Origin of the sequence: Actinomadura viridis (assembly GCF_015751755.1) — a bacterium.
GTDB lineage: Bacteria > Actinomycetota > Actinomycetes > Streptosporangiales > Streptosporangiaceae > Spirillospora > Spirillospora viridis.
The window spans coordinates 5,398,337-5,420,262 of record NZ_JADOUA010000001.1 but is presented as its reverse complement, the minus strand read 5'-3'; the positions used below and the strand labels follow the sequence as shown (position 1 = coordinate 5,420,262).

Genomic DNA, 21,926 nt, shown 5'->3' with positions numbered 1-21,926 from the left:
GACGTGTTTAACCGAGCGTAATCGGGATGATCGAAAAGAGTGGTCGATGCTTGTCACTTCACGAGTGACACAGCCATCCGCCGCGTGTCTCAGGTCGCGATTCTTTGTCACATCTGTGAGCAATGGCTGAGGCCAAGTTCTGCAGAAGAGGGGATTGCGGCCCATGTGACAGGCTGGTTGACTGTGGCTCCGCTACTCCTGAGTAGAGACGTGGTCGAGAGTGGATCCACGGCGGCGGAATGGAGCGGCATCCCGAACCGGGCGGGTTCGTTCTCGCGTGCGTGGAAAATAGCGTGCCCGGCCGGCGGGCCGGAGACGGCCCGGGGAAAGGGGAGGGGGACGGCCCGGCTTTTTTGTGGTCACTCTTCATTTCTGTGGCCGGGCGTGGTGGTTCCGCGGCCGGCCGGGGTGTCAAGACGAACGCCTCTGATCGGGAAAGCACTGCGTGATGTCCTCTGCCGAGTTCGTTCCCCTTTCCGCCGCCCAGCGCAGCGTCTGGTACGCCCAGCAACTGGCGCCGGAGACGCCGATTCACATCGCGCTGTACATCGAGATCGAGGGGCCGGTCGACCCCGCGCTGCTCGACCGGGTGGCCCGCATCGCCGCGCACGAGGCCGAGGTGCTCCATCTGGGGATCATCGAACGGGACGCGGTGCCGTACCAGGTGCTCCGGCCCGGCGCGTCGGCCACCATCCCGCTGGCGGACCTGAGCGGGCGGCCGGATCCCCGCGCCGCCGCCGAGGCGCGGGTCCGCGAGCTGATGGACGTCCCGCTGCCGCTGGACTCCGAGCCGCTCTACGTGACCGAGCTGATCCGCCTGGCCCCCGACCGGCACTGGTGGTTCCTGCGCGCGCACCACATCATCCAGGACGCCTCCAGCGGGGCTCTGATCAGCCGCCGGGCCGCCGAGATCTACACGACCCTGGCGCGCGGCGGCGAGTACCGGCCCGCCGAGCGCGGCTCGTACCGGACCGTGCTGGCCGAGGAGGCCGCCTACCGGGAGTCGGACGCCTACGAGCGGGACCGCGCGTACTGGACCGAGCGGTTCGCCGACCGGCCGGTGGCCGCGGGGCTCGCCGGCGGCCCGGCCGCGCCCGCCGCGGACTACCTGAGCCGGATCACCACGATCCCGCCGGAGCGGACCGCGGAACTGGCGGCCGGCGCGCGCCGGCTCCGCACCGCCACGCCGGGCCTGGCCATCGCCGCGACCGCCGCGTACGTGGCGGCCATGACGGGCACCGACGACGTGATCCTGGGCCTGGCGGTCACCGGCCGCACCTCCCGGCTCGCGCTGGAGACCCCGGCGCACCTGTCCACCATCCTGCCGCTGCGGGTGGAGGTCCGGCCCGAGATGACGGTCGAGCGGCTGGTGCGCACGGTGACCCGGACCAGCGCGCGGGCGCTGCGCCACCAGCGGTACCGGCACGAGGACCTGCTGCGCGACCTGAAGCTGCTGGGCGAGCGCCGCCGGCTGTACGGGCCGGTCATCAACATCATGGCGTTCGACTACCGCCTGGACTTCGCGGGCCTGCCCGCCCGCATGCACGCCATCACCACGGGCCCGATCGACGACCTGTCCATCAACATCTACGACAACTTCGACGGCAACGGCATCCGCGTCGACTTCGAGGCCCACCCCGACCTCTACACCGATGAGGAGGTCGCCGCACACCAGGACCGCTACGTCCGGTACCTGCGGGCGCTCGGTTCCGCCGACCCGGCCACGCCGCTGCGCGACGTCCGGCTGCTGGAGGAGTCCGAGCGGCGCCTGGTGCTGCGGGAGTGGAACGACACGGCCGTCCCGGTGCCCGGCGGCGTGGTGCCGGAACTGGTGGAGGCGCAGGTCCGGCGGTCGCCGGACGCGGTGGCGGTGGTGCACGGCGGCGCCTCGCTGACCTACGGGGAGCTGAACGCCCGGGCCAACCGCCTGGCGCGTGCCCTGGTGGACCGGGGTGTCGGCCCGGAGGACCGGGTCGCCCTGGCGTTGCCGAGGGGACTCGACCTGGTGGTGGCGGCGCTGGCGGTGCTGAAGGCGGGCGGGGCGTACGTACCGGTGGATCCGGGATACCCGCCCGGCCGTGTGGCGTGGATGCTGGACGACGCCGCCCCCGCGTGCGTGATCACGACCTCGGACGCCGCGCCGCCCGGTTCCACCCCGCGCATCCTCCTCGACCGGACGGACCTGGACGCGCCCCCCGGCGCGTGCCCGTCCGCCGCGGATCCGGCCGCCGCCGACCTGACCGACGCGGACCGGATCCGGCCGCTGCGCCCGGAGAACGCGGCGTACGTGATCTACACGTCGGGTTCGACGGGGCGCCCGAAGGGCGTGGTGGTCGGCCACGCGAGCGTCGTGGACCTGTGCGCGTGGGCGGGAAGGGAGTTCGGGGCCGGGCGCCTGGACCGGGTGCTGTTCTCGACGTCGCTGAACTTCGACGTGTCGGTGTTCGAGTGGCTGGCGCCGCTGACGGTGGGCGGGCGGATCGAGGTGGTCCGCGACCTGCTGGAGGTGGCCGAGCGCGGCGGGTGGGAGGGGACGCTGATCAGCGGTGTCCCGTCCGCGGTGTCGGCGCTCCTGGCCGTCGGCGGGATGAGGCTCTCCGCCGGGGACGTCGTGCTCGCGGGCGAGGCGCTCCCGGCACGGCTCGTCCACGACCTGCGCGCCGCCGCCCCCGGGGCGCGGATCTCCAACATCTACGGTCCGACCGAGGCGACCGTCTACGTCACCGCCTGGTTCGACGACGGGAACGCCGCCGGGCACGCCCCGATCGGCCGTCCGCTGGACAACACCCGCGCGTACGTGCTGGACGCGGCGCTGCGTCCCGTCCCCGTGGGAGTGCCCGGCGAGCTGTACATCGCGGGTGACGGGCTCGCCCGCGGGTACCTGCGCCGACCGGGCCTGAGCGCGGAACGTTTCGTGGCCTGCCCCTTCGGCGGGCCGGGCGAACGGATGTACCGCACCGGCGACCTGGTGCGCTGGGACCGGTCCGGCCGGCTCGAATACCTGGGCCGCCTCGACCATCAGGTGAAGGTACGGGGGTTCCGGATCGAGCCGGGCGAGATCGAGTCCGCGCTCGCCGGCCACCCGGCCGTCGCGCAGAGCGTCGTGGTCGCCCGCCGCGACGCCGCCGGGGACACCGTCCTGGCCGGGTACGCGGTCCCCGCCAAGGTGCCCGGGACGCCCGCGCCCGACGCCGGGGAACTCCGGTCCTTCCTGGCCGAACGGCTCCCGGACCACATGGTCCCCGCGGCCGTGGTGGTGCTGGAGGAGATGCCGCTCAACCCCAACGGCAAGCTCGACCGCGCAGCACTCCCCGTCCCCGACCTCGCCACCGCCGCCACCGGCCGCGAGCCGAGGAACGAACGCGAGGAGACGCTGTGCGCGATCTTCGCCGAGGTCCTCGGCACCGGGCGCGTCGGCATCGACGACGACTTCTTCGCGCTGGGCGGCGACTCGCTCAAGGCCACCCGCGTCGTCGCCCGCGCCCGCGCCGCCCTGAACGCCGACCTGGCCGTCCGCGCCCTGTTCGAGGCGCCGACGGTCGCGCGCCTGGCCGAGCACGCCGCCGCCGCGGGCGCGGACCCCGGCCGACCGGCCCTGGTCCCGGCCGTACGCCCCGACCCGCTGCCGCTGTCGTACGCGCAGGAACGCCTGTGGTTCCTGGACCGGCTGGAAGGGCCGACCGCGGTCTACAACATGCCGTTCCTGCTGCGGATCACCGGTGACCTCGACCACGCGGCCATGCGGGCCGCGCTCCGCGACGTGGTGGCCCGGCACGAGTCCCTCCGTACGGTCTTCCCCCACGACGACGGCGAGCCGTACCAGAGGATCCTGGGTCCGGACGAGGCCGAACCGGGTCTCAGCATCGGTGAGGTCGCCGCCGGCGACCCCCGGGACGCCGTCTTCGCGGACGCGACGCGCGGCTTCGACCTGACCTCCGACCTCCCGGTGCGGGCGCACCTCTACCGGACCGCGCCCGGCGAGCACCTCCTCCTGCTGGTCCTGCACCACATCGCGGGGGACGGCTGGTCGATGGCGCCGCTGGCCACCGACCTCATCGACGCCTACCTGGCACGGCGCGCCGGGACGGCCCCCACCCGGCCGCCCCTGGCCGTCCAGTACGCCGACTACGCGATCTGGCAGCGCGGGCTGCTCGGGGACGAGAACGACCCGGAGAGCCTGGCCGCCCGGCAGCTCGCCCACTGGAAGGACGCGCTCGCCGGTCTCCCGGAGGAACTGGATCTGCCGGCCGACCGGCCGCGTCCCGCGCACGCGTCGTACCGGGGCGGCCAGGTGCCGTTCGAGATCGGCGCGGACCTGCACGGACGGCTGGCCGCACTGGCGCGCGAGCACCAGGTCAGCCTGTTCATGGTGCTGCGGGCGGCGCTGGCGTCGCTGTTCACCCGGCTGGGCGCGGGCACCGACATCCCGATCGGGTCGCCCGTCGCCGGCCGGACCGACCAGCGTCTGGACGACCTGGTCGGCGTCTTCGTCAACACGCTGGTGCTCCGGACCGACACCTCCGGGGACCCGACCTTCGCCGAGCTGCTGGCGCGCGTGCGGGAGACCGACCTGGCCGCCCACGCCCACCAGGACGTCCCGTTCGAGCGCCTCGTCGAGGCCCTCAACCCGGCCCGCTCGCTGGCCCGGCACCCGCTGTTCCAGGTCATGCTCACCCTCCAGAACAACCCCCGGCCCACGATGGAACCACCGGGGCTCACCGTCACCGCCGAACCCGTCGACGCCGGCGTCGCCAAGTTCGATCTGGAGTTCCTGCTGGAGGAGCGCGGGGACGGGCTCGCCGGGACGCTGGAGTACGCGCTCGACCTCTACGACCGCGAGACCGCGGAGAGGCTCGCCGGCTGGTACGTCGCGACGCTCGAGGCGGCCGCCGCCGACAGCGGCGTCACCCTCGGGAACCTTCCGCTCCCGGACGTGGACGAGCACCGCCGGGCCCCCGCAGCGTCCCCCGCAGCGTCCCCCGCCGTGTCCCAGGCGGCCCCCGTCAAACGCCTCGTCGCCTACGTCGTCGCCGCACCCGGCCAGAAGGTCGACCCCGAAGAACTGCGAGCCCACGTCCGCGCGAGCCTGCCCGACTCGATGGTCCCGGCCGCCGTCGTCGTCCTGGACGCGCTGCCCCTCACGCCCAACGGGAAGGTCGACACCAAGGCCCTCCCCAAACCCGAGATCGACGTCGCCGGGTCCGGCGCCTCCGGCACGGCCGCCTACCGGGCCCCGCGTGACGCGCGCGAGGAGGTCATCGCCGGTGTCCTCGCCGGCCTGCTCGGCGTGCCGCGCGTCGGGATCGACGACGACTTCTTCGCGCTGGGCGGCAACTCGCTGATCGCGATGCGGGTCGTCAGCCGGCTCCGCCGGGCGCTCAGCACCGAACTGCCGGTCCGCGCGCTGTTCGAGGCGCCGACCGTGGCCCGCCTGGCCGCACTGCTCGACGACCTGGCCGGGACAGCGGACCCCGGTGCCGGTGCCGGTGCCGCCGGGCGTCCGCTCCTGGAACCGCGCGAACGCCGCGAGGCGATCCCGCCCTCCTACGCGCAGCGCAGGCTGTGGTTCCTCAACCGGTTCGAGGGGCCGTCGGCCACCTACAACATGCCCGGCGCCCTGCGGATCCGCGGAGCCCTCGACCACGCGGCGCTGCGGGAGGCGCTCGGCGACGTCGTCGCGCGGCACGAGCCGCTCCGGACGATCCTGCCGGCCGGCGCCGGCGGCATGCCCCGGCAGCGGATCCTCGATCCGGCCGCCGCCCGTCCCGAACTGGAGATCACCGAGACCACGGCGGCCGAACTCCCCGCACGCCTGGGCATGGCCGCCGGGTACGCCTTCGACATCTCCGCCGAACCCCCGCTGCGCGCCCATCTCTACCGGCTCGGGCCCGAGGACCATGTGGCCCTGCTGCTCCTGCATCACATCGCGGGGGACGGCTGGTCGATGGCCCCGCTGTCCAGGGACCTCATCACCGCGTACGCGGCGCGGGCGGCGGGGAGGGCTCCGGAGTGGGAGCCGTTGCCGGTGCAGTACGCGGATTACACGTTGTGGCAGCGGGAGCTGCTGGGTTCGGAGGATGATCCGGACAGTTTGATCGCGCGGCAGATCGCGTACTGGAAGGGGGCGCTGGCGGGGCTTCCGGAGGAGTTGCCGTTGCCCGCCGACCGGCCGCGGCCCGCCGAGGCGACCTACCGGGGCGGCACCGCCCGCTTCCGGCTCGGCCCCGCCGTGCGCGGCGCGCTGCTCGACCTGGCCCGGGAGACCGGCGCCAGCCCGTTCATGGTCGCCCAGGCCGCCTTCGCCGCGCTGCTGACCAGGCTCGGCGCCGGGACCGACGTGCCGATCGGGTCGCCGATCGCGGGTCGGACGGACGAGGCGCTGGACGACCTGGTCGGCATGTTCGTCAACATGCTGGTCTTCCGTACCGACACCGGCGGCGACCCGACCTTCCGGGAGCTGGTCGGGCGGGTCCGGGAGACCGGCCTGGCCGCCTACGCCCACCAGGACCTCCCGTTCGAGCGGCTGGTGGAGGTGCTGAACCCGCCGCGTCACCTCGGCCGCCACCCGCTCTTCCAGGTCGGCCTGACGTTCCAGAACAACCCCGAGGCCCGGCTGGAGATGCCCGGCTTCACCGCCGAACCGGAACCGCTGCACGCGGGGGTGTCCCGGTTCGACCTGCTGATGATCCTGACCGAACGCGACGGCGGCCTGGACGGGGAACTGGAGTACGCCCTCGATCTCTTCGACCCCGCCACCGCCGAACGCCTGATCGCCCGCTTCGAGCGGTACCTGACGGCGCTGCTCGCCGACCCCGGCGCCCGGATCGGCGCGGTGGACGTCCTCGCTCCCGACGAGCGCGCGACCATCCTGGGGGAGTGGGCCGGCGGGGACGTCTCGTCCGTGGTGGAGGGCGCGACGATTCACGGCCTGTTCGAGGCGCGCGCGGCGGCGTGCCCGGATGCTCCCGCGGTGACGTTCGAGGGGCGGACGTTGTCGTACGGGCAGGTGAACGCGTGGGCGAACCGGTTGGCGCGGTCGTTGGCGGAGCGGGGTGTGGGTCCGGAACGGTTCGTGGCGTTGAGGTTGCCGCGTTCTGCCGAGCTGGTGGTGGCGGTCCTGGCGGTGTTGAAGGCGGGGGGCGCGTATGTGCCGGTCGATCCGGATTATCCGGCGGACCGGATCGCGCTCATGGTCGGGGATGCCCGGCCGGTCCTGACGCTGGACGAGGTGGGGCCGTGTGAGGGCTATGCGGACACCGATCTGGGCGTGGAGATGTCTCCGGACTGCGCGGCGTATGTGATTTATACGTCGGGTTCGACGGGGCGTCCGAAGGGTGTGGTGGTTCCGCACGGGAACGTGGTGCGGTTGTTGCGTTCGACGGAGGGTTGGTTCGGTTTCGGTTCTGGTGACGTGTGGACGTTGTTCCATTCGTTCGCGTTCGATTTTTCGGTGTGGGAGTTGTGGGGGGCGTTGTTGTACGGGGGGCGTCTGGTGGTCGTTCCGTACATGACGTCGCGTTCTCCGGGGGAGTTTCTGCGGTTGGTGGAGTCGGAGCGGGTGACGGTGCTGAATCAGACGCCGTCGGCGTTCTACCAGCTCATGGCGGCGGATCGGGATGCCGCGGGGGTGGATCTGTCGGCGTTGCGGTATGTGGTGTTCGGTGGTGAGGCTCTGGAGCCGGGGCGGTTGGAGGATTGGTATTCGCGTCATTCCGATGACGCTCCGGTCCTGGTCAACATGTACGGGATCACCGAGACCACCGTGCACGTGTCCTACGTCGCCCTGGATCGCGCGTATGCGGCGTCGGCCTCCGGAAGTGTCATCGGTACGGGCATTCCGGATCTCCGGATTTACGTTCTGGACGATCGCCTCCAGCCTGTTCCGGCGGGTGTGGTCGGTGAGTTGTGTGTGGCCGGTCCCGGTTTGGCGCGTGGCTATCTGAACCGGCCGGATCTGACCGCTGAGCGTTTCGTCGCCGATCCGTACGGTGTTCCCGGTGCTCGTATGTATCGCACGGGGGATCTGGGCCGGTGGCTGCCGGATGGTCGTCTGGAGTATCTGGGTCGTTCGGACCAGCAGGTCCAGTTGCGTGGTTTCCGGATCGAGCCTGGCGAGATCGAGGGTGTCTTGGCCCGGCATGAGGCGGTGTCGGATGTGGCGGTGGTCGTCCGTGACGACCGTCTGATCGCCTACATCGTCGGCACCGACACCGGCCTGCGTGAATACGCGGCCGGGCATCTGCCGTCGCACATGGTTCCGGCGGCGGTCGTGGAGTTGGACGCGCTGCCGCTGACGGCGAACGGGAAGCTCGACCGGGCCGCTCTGCCGGCCCCCGACTTCGCCGCCAAGGTCTCAGGCCAGGCCCCCCGCACCCCGCAGGAGGAGATCCTCGCGGGGTTGTTTGCCGAGGTGCTGGGGCTGGAGCGGGTGGGGGTGGGGGATGGGTTCTTCGAGCTGGGCGGTGATTCGATCATCGCGATCCAGCTGGTGTCCCGTGCCCGCCAGGCCGGGCTGGTGATCTCTCCTCGTGAGGTCTTCCAGCACCAGACCGTCGAGCAGCTCGCCGCCCTGGCCCGGCCGGTCGATGAGGCGGACACGTTCGAGGCGGAGCCGCCGGACGCCGCGATCGGGCCCGTCCCGATCACGCCGATCGTCGCGTGGCTGCGCGAACGGGTCGGCGGGGACGCGTCGCTCATCGGCGGCTTCCACCAGTCGATGATCCTGCGGACGCCGTCCGGACTGGACCTGGACCGCCTCACCGGGGCGTTCGGCACGCTGCTCGACCACCACGACGTCCTCCGGCTCCGGCTCGACGCCGACGGCGCGACCTGGCGGCCGGTGGTGCGCCCGCCCGGCTCGGTCGCGGCGGAGGGCCTGGTCACCCGGGTCGACGTGGGCGCCCTGGACGCCGACAAGCTCGAAGCGGTCGTGGCCGAGCAGGCGCTCGCCGCCCGCGACAGGCTCGACCCGGCCGCCGGGACGATGGCGCAGCTGGTGTGGTTCGACGCGGGCGAGGCCCAGGGGCGGCTGCTGGTCATGCTGCATCACCTGGTCGTGGACGGGGTGTCCTGGCGGATCCTCCTCCCCGACCTGGTCACCGCCTGGGCCGGGCACGAGCTCGCCCCGGCCGGCACCTCGTTCCGCCGCTGGGCGCAGCGGATCGCCACCGCCGCCTCCGATCCGGCCCGCGCCGGGGAGATCGACGCCTGGCTCGACATCGTGGACGGCCCCGACCCGTGCCTCGCCACCCGGCCCCTCGACCCGGCCGTGGACATCGCCGCCCGCGCGAGCGCGCTGACCCTCGGCCTTCCCGCCGACGTCACCGGACCGCTGCTGACCGACGTGCCCGCCGCGTTCCACGCCAGGGTCGACGACGTGCTGCTGACCGGGCTCGCGCTGGCCGTCGCGCAGTGGCGCAGGCGCAGGGGAGGGCGCGGGACGAGCGTGCTGGTGGACGTCGAGGGGCATGGCCGCGCGGACATCGTCCCGGGGACGGACCTGTCCCGTACGGCGGGCTGGTTCACCTCGATCCACCCCGTACGGCTGGACGCGGGAACCGTGGACTGGGCCGGCGTCCGCCAGGGCGGACCGGCCGCCGGTGCCGCGCTCAAGAAGGTCAAGGAGCAGATCCGCGCCGTTCCCGGCCGTGACGGCGGCGACGGCGGTGACGGCGGCATCGGGTACGGCCTGCTGCGCTACCTGAGCGACCACCCCGACGCGCGGGAACTGGCGGAGCTGCCGCGGCCGCAGATCGCCTTCAACTACCTGGGCCGGGTCGCGGCCGGTGACGGCGGCGACGACTGGAGCCTCGCGCCCGAGGAGCCGCCCGCCGGAGAGGATCCGCGGATGCCGATGGCGCACGCCCTGGAGATCAACGCCGTGACGCGGGACCGGCCGGGCGGCCGTGCCGAGCTGTCGGCGACCTGGACGTGGCCGGACGGCCTGCTCGGCGAAGAGGACGTACGGGAGCTGGCCGAGGGCTGGTTCGCGGCGCTGCGCGGCCTGGCCGCCCACGTCGCCTCCCCGGACGGCGACGGTGACGGTGACGGCGGCGGGTTCACTCCGTCCGACCTCCTCGTCGACCTCGACCAAGCCGAGATCGACAAGCTGCAGGACGCCTGGAGGAACCAGAAGTGAACCGGGGCGACCTGGAGGACATCCTGCCGCTGTCCCCGCTGCAGCAGGGATTCTTCTTCCACGCGCTGCTCGACGGGGACGACTCCGACGTCTACACCGCCCAGCTCGTCCTGGACCTGGACGGGCCCCTGGACGTCCCGGCGCTCCGGACCGCCGCCGCCACGCTGCTGCGCCGCCACGCCAACCTGCGGGCCGCGTTCTGGCACGAGGACCTGTCCCGGCCCGTGCAGGTCATCCCGCGCGAGGTCGAGCCGCCCTGGGAGGAGATCGACCTCACCGGCCACCCCGCGGGCACCGCCGAGGCGGACGCGGTGGTGGCGCGGGAGCGGGCCCGCCCGTTCGAGATGACGGCGCCGCCGCTGCTCCGCTTCGTGCTGGTGCGGCTGGCCGCCGACCGGCACCGGCTGGTGTTCACCAACCACCACATCCTGCTGGACGGCTGGTCCACGCCGATCCTGGCGACCGAGCTGTTCACGCTGTACGTGCAGGGCGGCCACGACCGGGGATTCCCGCGGGTCACCCCGTACAAGAACTACCTGGCCTGGCTGGCCCGGCAGGACCGGGACGCGGCCGAGGACGCCTGGCGCCGCGCGCTGAGCGGGGTCGCGGAGCCCAGCCTGGTCGCGCCGGACGCGGCCGGCCGTCCGCCCACGCCGCCCGAGGCGGCCGTCACCGAACTGGACGAACGGCTCACCAAGAGGCTCGGCCGTGCCGCCCGCCGCCACGGCGTGACCCTCGGCACGGTCCTGCAAGGCGCGTGGGGCCTGGTCTTGAGCCGCGTGCTCGGCACCGAGGACGTCGTCTTCGGCGCGACCGTCTCGGGACGGCCCGCGGAACTGCCCGGCATCGAGCAGATGATCGGCCTCTTCATCAACACCATCCCGGTCCGGGTGCGCCACCGCCCCGGGGAATCCCTGGCCGCCCTGATGGAACGGCTCCAGGACGAGCAGACCGAACTGCTGCCCCACCACCATCTCGGCCTCACCGACATCCAGCGGGCGGCCGGGCACCGCACGGCGCTCTTCGACACCATGACGGTGCTGGAGAACTACCCGTTCGACCCGTCGTCCATGGACGGCTCGCTCAACGGGGTGCGGATCGCCGCCGCCGACTCCCACGACGCCACCCACTTCCCGTTGTCGCTGGTGGCGGTGCCGGGGTCGTGCCTGTCACTGCGGCTGCACCACCGGCCCGACGTGTACGGGGCGGACGTGGCCGAGGCCCTGCTGGCGCGGGTGCGGTGCTTCCTGGAGGCGTTCGCCGAGGACTCCGGCCGCCTGATCGGTTCGGTCGAGCTGAGCGGCGAGGCCGAACGGGCGCGGACGGCGGCCTGGAACGACACCGCCGCCGCCCCGCGCGCCGGGACGATCCCGGAGCTCTTCGAGGCGCAGGCCGCCCGTACGCCCGGCGACACCGCCCTCGTCCACGGCGACCGCGCGCTGACCTACGGCGAGCTGAACGCCCGCGCCGACCGGCTCGCCCGGCACCTGGTCGCACGGGGCATCGGCCCGGAGGACCGCGTCGCGCTCGTCCTGCCCCGCACTCCCGAGATCGTCGTCGCGATCCTCGCGGTGCTCAAGGCGGGCGCCGCGTACGTGCCGATCGATCCCGAGTACCCGGCCGAGCACGTCGCCTACCTACTCGGCGACTGCCGTCCCGCCCTGACGCTCACCCCGGACGACCTGCCCCCGGGCGACCCGGCCCCGGGCGACCCGGCCCCGGGCGACCCGGCCCCGGGCGACCCGGCCCCGGACGAACCGGCGGACGCCGTCCCGGGGCGGCCGGCACGGCCACCGCTGCCGGGGAACGCCGCGTACGTGATCTACACCTCCGGCTCCACCGGCCGCCCCAAGGGCGTCACCATCACCCACGCGAGCCTGCTCAACTACTTCGAGGAGCACCGGGCCTCCTTCTTCGAGCCTGTGATCGCCGAGCACCGCGCGACCGGCGCGGAACGGCGGATGCGGTTCGCCCACCTGGCGTCGTTCTCGTTCGACACCTCGTGGATGGGCCTGCTGTGGATGATCCACGGCCAGGAGCTGCATCTCGTCGACGACCGGACCCGCCGCGACGCCGAGGCTTACACCGCCTACGTGGAGCGGGCCGGGATCGACGTCATCAACACGACACCGTCGCATTTCCGCGCCCTCCGCGAGGCCGGTCTGCCGGCCGGCGCCGGGCGCGGGCCCTCGCAACTCCTGCTCGGCGGGGAGCCCGTCCCCGGCGACCTGTGGCAGGAGCTGCGCCGCCTCGGCGCCGCCGCCCGCAACTTCTACGGGCCGACCGAGGCCACGATCGACACCATGAACCAGCCGGTGTCCGCCGGCGAGGACCCCGCGATCGGCGCCCCGTACCGCAACACCCGCGCCTACGTGCTGGACGCGGCGCTGCAACCGGCGCCCGCCGGCGTGCCGGGCGAGCTGTATCTGGCGGGCGTCCAGCTCGCCCGCGGCTACCTCGACCGGCCCGTGCTCACCGCCGAACGGTTCGTGGCCGACCCGTTCGGGCCGCCCGGAGAACGGATGTACCGGACCGGGGACCGGGCGCGGTGGCGGCCCGACGGCACGATCGAGCATCTCGGCCGGGTCGACGACCAGGTCAAGATCCGGGGCTTCCGGGTGGAGCCCGGCGAGGTGGAGAGCGTGATCACGCGCTACGACGGCGTGGCGCGGGCGGCCGTGGTGGCCCGCGACGGCCGCCTCGCCGCCTACGTCGTCCCGGCCGCCGCGGGCCTCGACCTCGCGAGCCTGCGCCGGCACGTCACCGCGCACCTGCCCGCCCACATGGTCCCGACGTTCACCACGCTGGACGCCCTGCCGCTGACCGTGAACGGCAAGCTGGACCGGGCCGCCCTGCCCGCCCCCGGCTCGGGCGCGGAGGTGACGCGGGCGCCCAGGTCACCTCAGGAGGAGATCCTGTGCGGCCTGTTCGCCGAGGTCCTGGGCGTCTCCCGGGTCGGGGTGGACGAGGGGTTCTTCGACCTGGGCGGGGATTCGCTCACCGCGACCCGCCTGGTCGGCAGGATCCGCTCCGCGCTCGGCGCCGAACTTCCGGTCCGCGCCCTGTTCGAGGCGCCCACCGTCGCCGGCCTGGCCGGACGGGTCGCCGCGGCGGCCGGGACCGCACGGCCCGCGCTCGTCCGGGCCGGGCAGCGGCCGGAGGAGGTCCCGCTGTCGTACGCGCAGCGGCGGCTGTGGTTCCTCAACCGGTTCGAGGGGCGTACGGCCACCTTCACCATGCCGTTCGCGCTCCGCCTCTCCGGCCCCCTCGACCCCGAGGCGCTGCGGGCGGCGCTCGGTGACGTCGTGACCCGGCACGAACCGCTGCGCACGATCTTCCCGGACGCCTCCGGCACCCCCCGCCGGCTCGTCCTCGATCCCGCGTCCGCCCGTCCCCGGCTCACCGTCACCGAGATCGGCGAGAGCCGCCTTCCTGGGGCCCTCGCCGCCTCCGCCGGGCAGGGCTTCGACCTGTCGGTCGAGCCTCCGCTGCGGGCCCGGCTGTTCGCACTGGGCGGCGACACCCACGTCCTGCTGCTGGTCCTGCATCACATCGCGGCCGACGGCTGGTCGATGGCCCCGCTCGCCCGGGACGTGCTCCTGGCGTACGCGGCGCGGGCGGCGGGGAGGGCTCCGGAGTGGGAGCCGTTGCCGGTGCAGTACGCGGATTACACGTTGTGGCAGCGGGAGCTGCTGGGTTCGGAGGATGATCCGGACAGTTTGATCGCGCGGCAGATCGCGTACTGGAAGGAGGTGCTGGCGGGGCTTCCGGAGGAGTTGCCGTTGCCCGCCGACCGGCCGCGGCCCGCCGAGGCGACCTACCGGGGCGGCACCGTCACCTTCGAACTGGACGCCGCCCTGCACGCCGGGCTGCGCAAGCTCGCCCGGGAGACCGGCGCCAGCCTGTTCATGGTGATGCAGGCGGCGTACGCGACGCTGCTGACCAGGCTCGGCGCCGGGACCGACGTGCCGATCGGGTCGCCGATCGCGGGGCGGACGGACGAGGCGCTGGACGACCTGGTCGGCATGTTCGTCAACATGCTCGTCCTGCGCACCGACACCGCCGGAGATCCCACGTTCCGGGAGCTGGTCGCGCGGGTCCGGGAGACCGGCCTGGCCGCCTACGCCCACCAGGACCTGCCCTTCGAACGGCTCGTGGACGTGCTCGCCCCGGCCCGTTCCATGGCCCGGCACCCCCTGTTCCAGGTCGTGCTGTCGTTCCAGAACAACCCCGAGGCCCGGCTGGAACTCGACGGCCTCAGCGGCGCCGCCGAACCGCTGCCGTCCGGGACCGCCAAGTACGACCTCTCCCTCTACCTGGAGGAACGGCACGGCGAGGACAACACCCCGGCCGGGATCGACGGCGGCCTCGAATACGCGCTCGACCTCTTCGGCCCCGCCACCGCCCGGTCGATCGCCGACCGGTTCGTCCGGCTTGTGGCCGAGCTGGTCGCCGAGCCCGACCGGCCCATCGGCGCCGCCGAGATCCTCGCCCCCCACGAGCGCGCGACCATCCTGGGGGAGTGGGCTGGCGGGCAGGTCACCGTGCCCGTGGGGGGCGCCACGCTGCACCGGCTGTTCGAGGCGCGCGCGGCGGCGTCCCCGGATGCTCCCGCGGTGACGTTCGAGGGGCGGACGTTGTCGTATGGGCAGGTGAACGCGTGGGCGAACCGGTTGGCGCGGTCGTTGGCGGAGCGGGGTGTGGGCCCGGAACGGTTCGTGGCGTTGAGGTTGCCGCGTTCGGCCGAGCTGGTGGTGGCGGTCCTGGCGGTGTTGAAGGCGGGGGGTGCGTATGTGCCGGTCGATCCGGATTATCCGGCGGACCGGATCGCGCTCATGGTCGAGGACGCCCGGCCGGTCCTGACGCTCGACACCGTCGACGCCGCCGCCGATTACCCCGACGACGACCTGGGCATCGAGGTTTCCCCGGAAAGCCCGGCCTATGTGATTTATACGTCGGGTTCGACGGGGCGTCCGAAGGGTGTGGTGGTTCCGCACGGGAACGTGGTGCGGTTGTTGCGTTCGACGGAGGGTTGGTTCGGTTTCGGTTCTGGTGACGTGTGGACGTTGTTCCATTCGTTCGCGTTCGATTTCTCGGTGTGGGAGTTGTGGGGGGCGTTGTTGTACGGGGGGCGTCTGGTGGTCGTTCCGTACATGACGTCGCGTTCTCCGGGGGAGTTCCTGCGGTTGGTGGAGTCGGAGCGGGTGACGGTGCTGAATCAGACGCCGTCGGCGTTCTACCAGCTCATGGCGGCGGATCGGGATGCCGCGGGGGTGGATCTGTCGGCGTTGCGGTATGTGGTGTTCGGTGGTGAGGCTCTGGAGCCGGGGCGGTTGGAGGATTGGTATTCGCGTCATTCCGATGACGCTCCGGTCCTGGTCAACATGTACGGGATCACCGAGACCACCGTGCATGTCTCCTATCTCCCTCTCGACCGGGACACCGCCGCCTCGGCATCGGGAAGCGTCATTGGCACCGGAATTCCCGACCTGCGCGTCTACGTTCTGGACGATCGCCTCCAGCCCGTTCCGGCGGGTGTGGTCGGTGAGTTGTATGTGGCCGGTCCCGGTTTGGCGCGTGGCTATCTGAACCGGCCGGATTTGACCGCTGAGCGTTTCGTCGCCGATCCGTACGGTGTTCCGGGCTCCCGTATGTATCGCACGGGGGATCTGGGCCGGTGGCTGCCGGATGGCGGTCTGGAGTATCTGGGCCGTTCGGACCAGCAGGTCCAGTTGCGTGGTTTCCGGATCGAGCCTGGCGAGATCGAGGCGGTCCTGGCCCGGCATGAGGCGGTGTCGGATGTGGCGGTGGTCGTCCGTGACGACCGTCTGATCGCCTACATCGTCGGCACCGACACCGGCCTGCGTGAGTACGCGGCCGGGTATCTGCCGTCGCACATGGTTCCGGCGGCGGTCGTGGAGTTGGACGCGCTGCCGCTGACGGTGAACGGGAAGCTCGACCGGGCCGCTCTGCCGGCCCCCGACTTCGCCGCCAAGGTCTCAGGCCAGGCCCCCCGCACCCCGCAGGAGGAGACGCTTGCGGGGTTGTTCGCCGAGGTGCTGGGGCTGGAGCGGGTCGGGGTGGGGGATGGGTTCTTCGAGCTGGGCGGTGATTCGATCATCGCGATCCAGCTGGTGTCCCGTGCCCGCCAGGCCGGGCTGGTGATCTCTCCTCGTGAGGTCTTCCAGCACCAGACCGTCGAACAGCTCGCCGCCCTCGCCCGCCCGGTCGACGAGGCGGGCACCTTCGACAAGGAGCCGCCGGGCGCCGCGATCGGACCCGTCCCGGCCACCCCGATCATGCGGTGGTTCCGGGAGCTGAACGGCCCGGTCGACGACTACAGCCAGCGGATGCTCCTCCAGGTCCCGCCCGGTCTGCGCCTGGAGGATCTCAGCCGCGCGCTGCGAACGCTCCTCGACCACCACGACATGCTTCGCCTCCGGGTGGACCGGACGACCCCGGACTGGGAGTTCGAGGTCGCCGAGCGGGGCACCGTGGACGCCGCCGCGCTGGTCCGCCGCGTGGACGTCGCCGGTCTGGGCGACCGGGAGTTGCGCGCGGTGCTCGCCGGCGAGGCCGCGGGCGCCCGCCGCCGGCTCGACCCGGAGGCCGGGACGATGGCGCGGCTGGTGTGGTTCGACGCCGGTCCCGGCCGTCCCGGACGGCTGCTGCTGACCCTGCATCACCTGGTCGTGGACGGGGTCTCCTGGCGGATCCTCCTCCCCGACCTGGTCACCGCCTGGGCCGGGCACGAGCTCGCCCCGGCCGGCACCTCGTTCCGCCGCTGGGCGCAGCGGCTGGCCGCGGCGGCGTCCGATCCCGCGCGCCTGGCCGAGCTGCCGCTGTGGTCGGAGATCCTCGCCACGCCCGATCCGCTCCTCGGCGCCCGGCCGCTCGATCCGGCGGCCGACACGTTCGGGACCGCCCGGCACCACACCGTCGAGCTGCCGCCCGGGGTGACCGGGCCGCTTCTGGCGGAGGTGCCCGCCGCGTTCCACGGCCGGGTGAACGACGTGCTGCTGACCGGCCTGGCGATCGCGGTCGCGGGCTGGCGGGACGGCGAGGCGACCGCCGTGCTGGTCGACCTGGAGGGCCACGGGCGGGAGGAGATCGTGCCGGGCGTGGACCTGTCCCGTACCGCGGGCTGGTTCACCACGATCTTCCCGGTACGGCTGGACGCGGGCGCCGTCGGCAGGGCGGAGGTCCGCGCGGGCGGCCCGGCCCTCGGCACCGCGCTGAAGAGGGTGAAGGAGCAGCTCCGCGAGATCCCCGACAACGGCATCGGGTACGGCCTGCTGCGTCCCCGCCTCACCGGAACGGCGGGAGGGGACGACGCCGCGCCGTCCTCGTGCCCGCAGATCGCCTTCAACTACCTGGGCCGGTCCGCCGTGCCGGAGGGCACCGACTGGGGCCCGGCGGACGCGGCCGAGAGCGAGGCGCTCGGCGCCGGGCAGAACGACGCCCTCGCCCTCGTCCACGCCATCGAGATCAACGCCCACACCCGCGACCTGCCCGGCGGGCCGCGGCTGACCGCCACGTTCACCTGGGCGGGCGGCCTGTTCGACGAGGCCCGGATCGAGGACCTCACCGGCCGGTGGTGCGAGGCGCTGCGCGGCCTGGTCGCCCATGTCGTGGACGGGCGGTCCGGCGGCCCGGTCGGCGGGTTCACGCCCTCCGACCTGTCCCTGGTCTCGGTGACCCAGGACGAGATCGACGAGCTGGCCGCGGAACTGGACGACCTGGACGACCTGGACGGCGAAGGGGAGCTGCCGTGACCGTGCGACAGGACGACGCGCAGCGGAAGAAGTCCCAGCTGGAGGACATCCTTCCCCTCTCACCGCTCCAGCAGGGGCTGTTCTTCCACGCGCTGTACGACACGGGCGCGACCGCCTCGGGCGCCGTGACCCGGGACGTCTACACCGCGCAGATCGTCTTCGACATGCGCGGCCCGCTCGACACCCACGCCCTCCGTTCGGCCGCCGGGACCCTGCTGCGGCGGCACGCCAACCTGCGCGCCGGGTTCCGGCAGCGCAAGGAGGGCACCCCGGTCCAGGTCGTGCACCGCAGGGTGCGGCTGCCCTGGGAGGAGGCCGACCTGACCGGGCTGCCGGAGTCCGGGCGCGAGGCCGGTGCCAGGGCGCTGGCCGAACGGGAGCGGGCCCGGCCGTTCGACATGGCCCGGCCACCGCTGCTGCGGTTCCTGCTGGTCAGGATGGCCGCCGACCTGCACCGGATGGTGTTCACCCACCACCACATCCTGCTGGACGGGTGGTCCACGCCGGTGCTGCAGACCGAGCTCTTCGCGCTCTACCTCGCGGGCGGCGACGACACCGGGCTGCCGCGCGTCACCCCGTACAAGAACCATCTGGCGTGGCTCGCCGCGCAGGACCGGGGCGCCGCCGAGGACGCCTGGCGGCGCGCGCTGGCGGGCCTGGAGGAACCGACCCTGCTCGCCCCGCACGCGCCCGAGCCGGGTACCGACCCGCCCCGGCGGGTCCGGGCCGCCCTCGACGCGGAGCTCACCGCCGCGCTGTCCGCCCGCGCCCGCGAGCACGGCGTCACGCTCAACACCGTGCTCCAGCTCGGCTGGGGCGTGCTGCTGGGCCGCATGACGGGCCGCGCCGACGTGGTGTTCGGCGCCGCCGTGTCGGGCCGGCCGCCCGAGCTGCCCGGCGTGGAGCAGATGATCGGGCTGTTCGTCAACACCGTCCCGGTGCGGGTCCGGGTCCGGCCCGCGGACACCGTCGCCGACGCCCTCGTCCGGCTGCAGCGCGAGCAGGCCGACCTCATGGCCCACCACCACCTCGGGCTCGCCGACATCCAGCGGCTCGCCGGCACCGGCGGCGCCCTCTTCGACACCATGACCGTGCTGGAGAACTATCCGTTCGACCCGGACGCCGCGGGAACCGACCTCGGCGGGCTCACCCTGCACGAGGTGGACGGGTACGACGCCAGCCACTACCCCTACACCTTCGCCGCCGTGCCCGGCCCCCGCCTGTCGCTGCGGCTCGACCACCGGCCCGGCGCCTGCTCCGCCGCGGACGCCGAGCGGATGATGCGCCGCTACGTCCGGCTCCTCGAGACGATCGCGCACCGGCCGGACCTCCCCCTCGCCCGCGCCGACGTCCTCGACGGCGGCGAACGGGCGCTCGCGCTGCGCGACGCGCGGGGCACGCGGACCGGCCGCGGCCCCGGCACCGTCACCGGCCGGTTCGCCGCGGTGGCCGCCGCGCACCCGGACGCGGAGGCCGTACGGACCACCGCCGGGACGTCCCTCACCTACGCCGCCCTGGACGAGCGCGCCAACCGCCTCGCGCACCGGCTGACCGCCCTCGGCGTCCGCCCGGACACCCCCGTCGCGATGCTCCTCGAACGCTCCGCCGACCTGGTCGTGGCGAGCCTGGCCGTGCTCAAGGCGGGCGGCGCGTACGCGCCGATCCACCACGGCCACCCGCCGGAACGGATGGCCTGGACGATCGACGCGATCGGGGCGCCGGTGCTGCTGACCGACACCGCGATGGCCGGCCGCGCGTCCGCCCTCGGCACCCCGGCCCGCGTGGTGGTCGTGGACGGCGACGCGGACCTCGCCGCGTCGCCCGCCACCGACCCCGGTGTCCCCTGCCATCCCGAGCAGCTCGCGTACGTGGTGTTCACCTCCGGCTCCACCGGCGTGCCCAAGGGCGTCATGCTGCGCCACCGCGACGTCGTGGACCTGGCCACCGACACGCGGCTGAGCGCCGGCGCGCACGACCGCGTCCTGGTGCACTCCGCGCACGCCTTCGACGCGTCCCTCTACGAACTGTGGACGCCGCTGCTGCGCGGCGGCACCGCGGTCATGGCGCCGCCCGGCCGGCTGCACGGCGCCGACTTCGAACGGATCATCGCCGCCGAGCGGCTCACCGGGCTGTTCCTCACCACCACCCTGTTCAACCTGGTCGCCGAGGAACGCCCCGGCGCGTTCGCCGGGCTCAGGGAGGTCCTCACCGGTGGGGAGGCCGGGTCGCCCGCCGCCATGCGCAAGGTCATCGCCGCCTGCCCCGGCACCGAGGTCGGCCACGTGTACGGGCCGACCGAGGCGACGACGTACACCACGTACGCCGGGCTGCGCGGGCGGCTGGCCGGCCCCGGCGAGAGCGCCGCCGTCCTCGGCCGGCCGCTCGACGACATGCGCGTGTACGTGCTGGACCCGTGGCTGCGGCCGGTGGCGCCCGGCGTGACCGGGGAGGCGTACATCGCCGGCGCCGGGCTGGCCCGCGGCTACCTCGGCCGGCCCGCGCTCACCGCCGAACGGTTCGTGGCCGACCCGTTCGGTGCCCCGGGCGACCGGATGTACCGGACCGGCGACCTGATGCGCCGGCGGCCCGGCGGCGACCTGGAGTACCTCGACCGCGCCGACTTCCAGGTCAAGGTCCGGGGCTTCCGCATCGAGCCGGGCGAGATCGAGGCGGCCGTCGCCGCCCACCCCGGCGTGGCCCACGTCGCGGTCGTCGCCCGCGAGGACGCCCCGGGCGTCAAGCACCTGGTCGCCTACGTCGTCCCCGCGGCCCGCCCGGACGACGACGCGGCGAGGGCGGGCGCCTCCGCGTTCGGTGAGGAGCTGCGGTCGTTCGCGGCGGAACGGCTGCCCGAGTACATGGTCCCGGCGGCCTTCGTCGTGCTCGGCACGCTCCCGACCAACGCCAACGGCAAGCTCGACCGCGCCGCGCTGCCCGCGCCCGGCTTCGGCGGCGGCGCGCGCACGGGCCGGGAGCCGCGCACCCCCCGCGAGGAACTGCTGTGCGGGCTCTTCGCCCGCGTCCTGGGCCTGGAACGGGTCGGCGCGGACGTGGGGTTCTTCGACCTTGGCGGCGACAGCATCACCGCTCTCAGGCTGGTGACCCTGGCGCGGCAGGCGGGCCTGGAGATCACACCGCGGGACGTCTTCACCCACCAGACCGCGGCGGCGCTCACCCGGCTCGGCGAGCCGGACGACCGCCTCGGCTTCGAGGTGCTGCTGCCGATCCGGCCGGCCGGCTCCCGGCCGCCGGTGTTCTTCGTCCACCCGGCGGGCGGGCTGGCCTGGGGCTACTTTCGGTTCCCCCGGCATCTCGGGGACGACCGGCCGGTGTACGGGCTCCAGGCGCGCGCCTTCACCCAGGCCGAGCTGCCCGGCTCGATCGAGGAGATGGCCGAGGACTACCTCGCGCGGATCCGTTCGGTGCGGCCGTCCGGGCCCTACCACCTGGTCGGCTGGTCGCTGGGCGGGCTCGTCGCCTACGAGGCGGCCCGGCGGCTGCGGGCGGCGGGGGAGCGGGTCGGCCTGCTCGCGCTCGTCGACGCCTACCACGGCCAGGACCTGGAGGCCGAGAAGAGGGAGATCCTGCCCGAGCTGCTGGAGTCCATCGGGATCGACGCCCGGATGGTCGCCGCGGACGGCAACCCCGACCTGGAGCAGATCATGGCGGTGCTGGCCGAGCGCGGCGACGCCCTCGCCACCCTCGGCGAGGACGACCTGGTCAACGTCTACCGCAACTACGAGAACGGCCTGCGGCAGGCCGAGAGGTACCGGCCCGGCCCCTTCCCGGGCGACCTGCTCTTCTTCACCGCCACCCGGGGCCGTACCGCGGCCTCGCCCACCGCCCGCTCCAACTGGGGCCCGCTGGTCGGCGGGGACATCGAGGACCACCCGATCGACGCCGAGCACCACCTGCTGATGGAGCCCGGCCCGGTCGCCGAGATGGGCGCGATCCTCGCCGCCCGGCTCGACAAGCTCGACTGACCTGCGCGGCCCGCCGGCCGCGTCCCGTCC

The 21,926-nt window shown here is 73.6% G+C and carries 3 protein-coding genes; all 3 read left to right on the top strand.

Going from position 1 to position 21,926, the window contains the following annotated elements; genetic code table 11:
* Positions 1 to 448: 448 nt before the first annotated feature.
* Genes IW256_RS24635 through IW256_RS24625 form a run of 3 tightly spaced genes read left to right on the top strand, consistent with a single transcriptional unit; the run spans position 449 to position 21,896 of the window.
* On the top strand, positions 449 to 10,138 hold the full coding sequence (locus IW256_RS24635; RefSeq protein ID WP_197013235.1) for a non-ribosomal peptide synthetase: 9,690 nt from the start codon (positions 449 to 451) through the stop codon (positions 10,136 to 10,138).
* Positions 10,135 to 17,913, top strand: a complete 7,779-nt coding sequence (locus IW256_RS24630) for a non-ribosomal peptide synthetase (protein ID WP_197013234.1) — start codon at positions 10,135 to 10,137, stop codon at positions 17,911 to 17,913. The genes IW256_RS24635 and IW256_RS24630 overlap by 4 nt, the downstream gene beginning before the upstream one ends.
* The gene (locus IW256_RS24625) at positions 17,910 to 21,896 is read left to right on the top strand and encodes an amino acid adenylation domain-containing protein (protein ID WP_307829033.1); all 3,987 of its coding nucleotides are present in this window, start codon (positions 17,910 to 17,912) and stop codon (positions 21,894 to 21,896) included. Before IW256_RS24630 ends, IW256_RS24625 begins: the two co-directional genes overlap by 4 nt.
* The last annotated feature ends 30 nt before the right edge of the window (positions 21,897 to 21,926 follow it).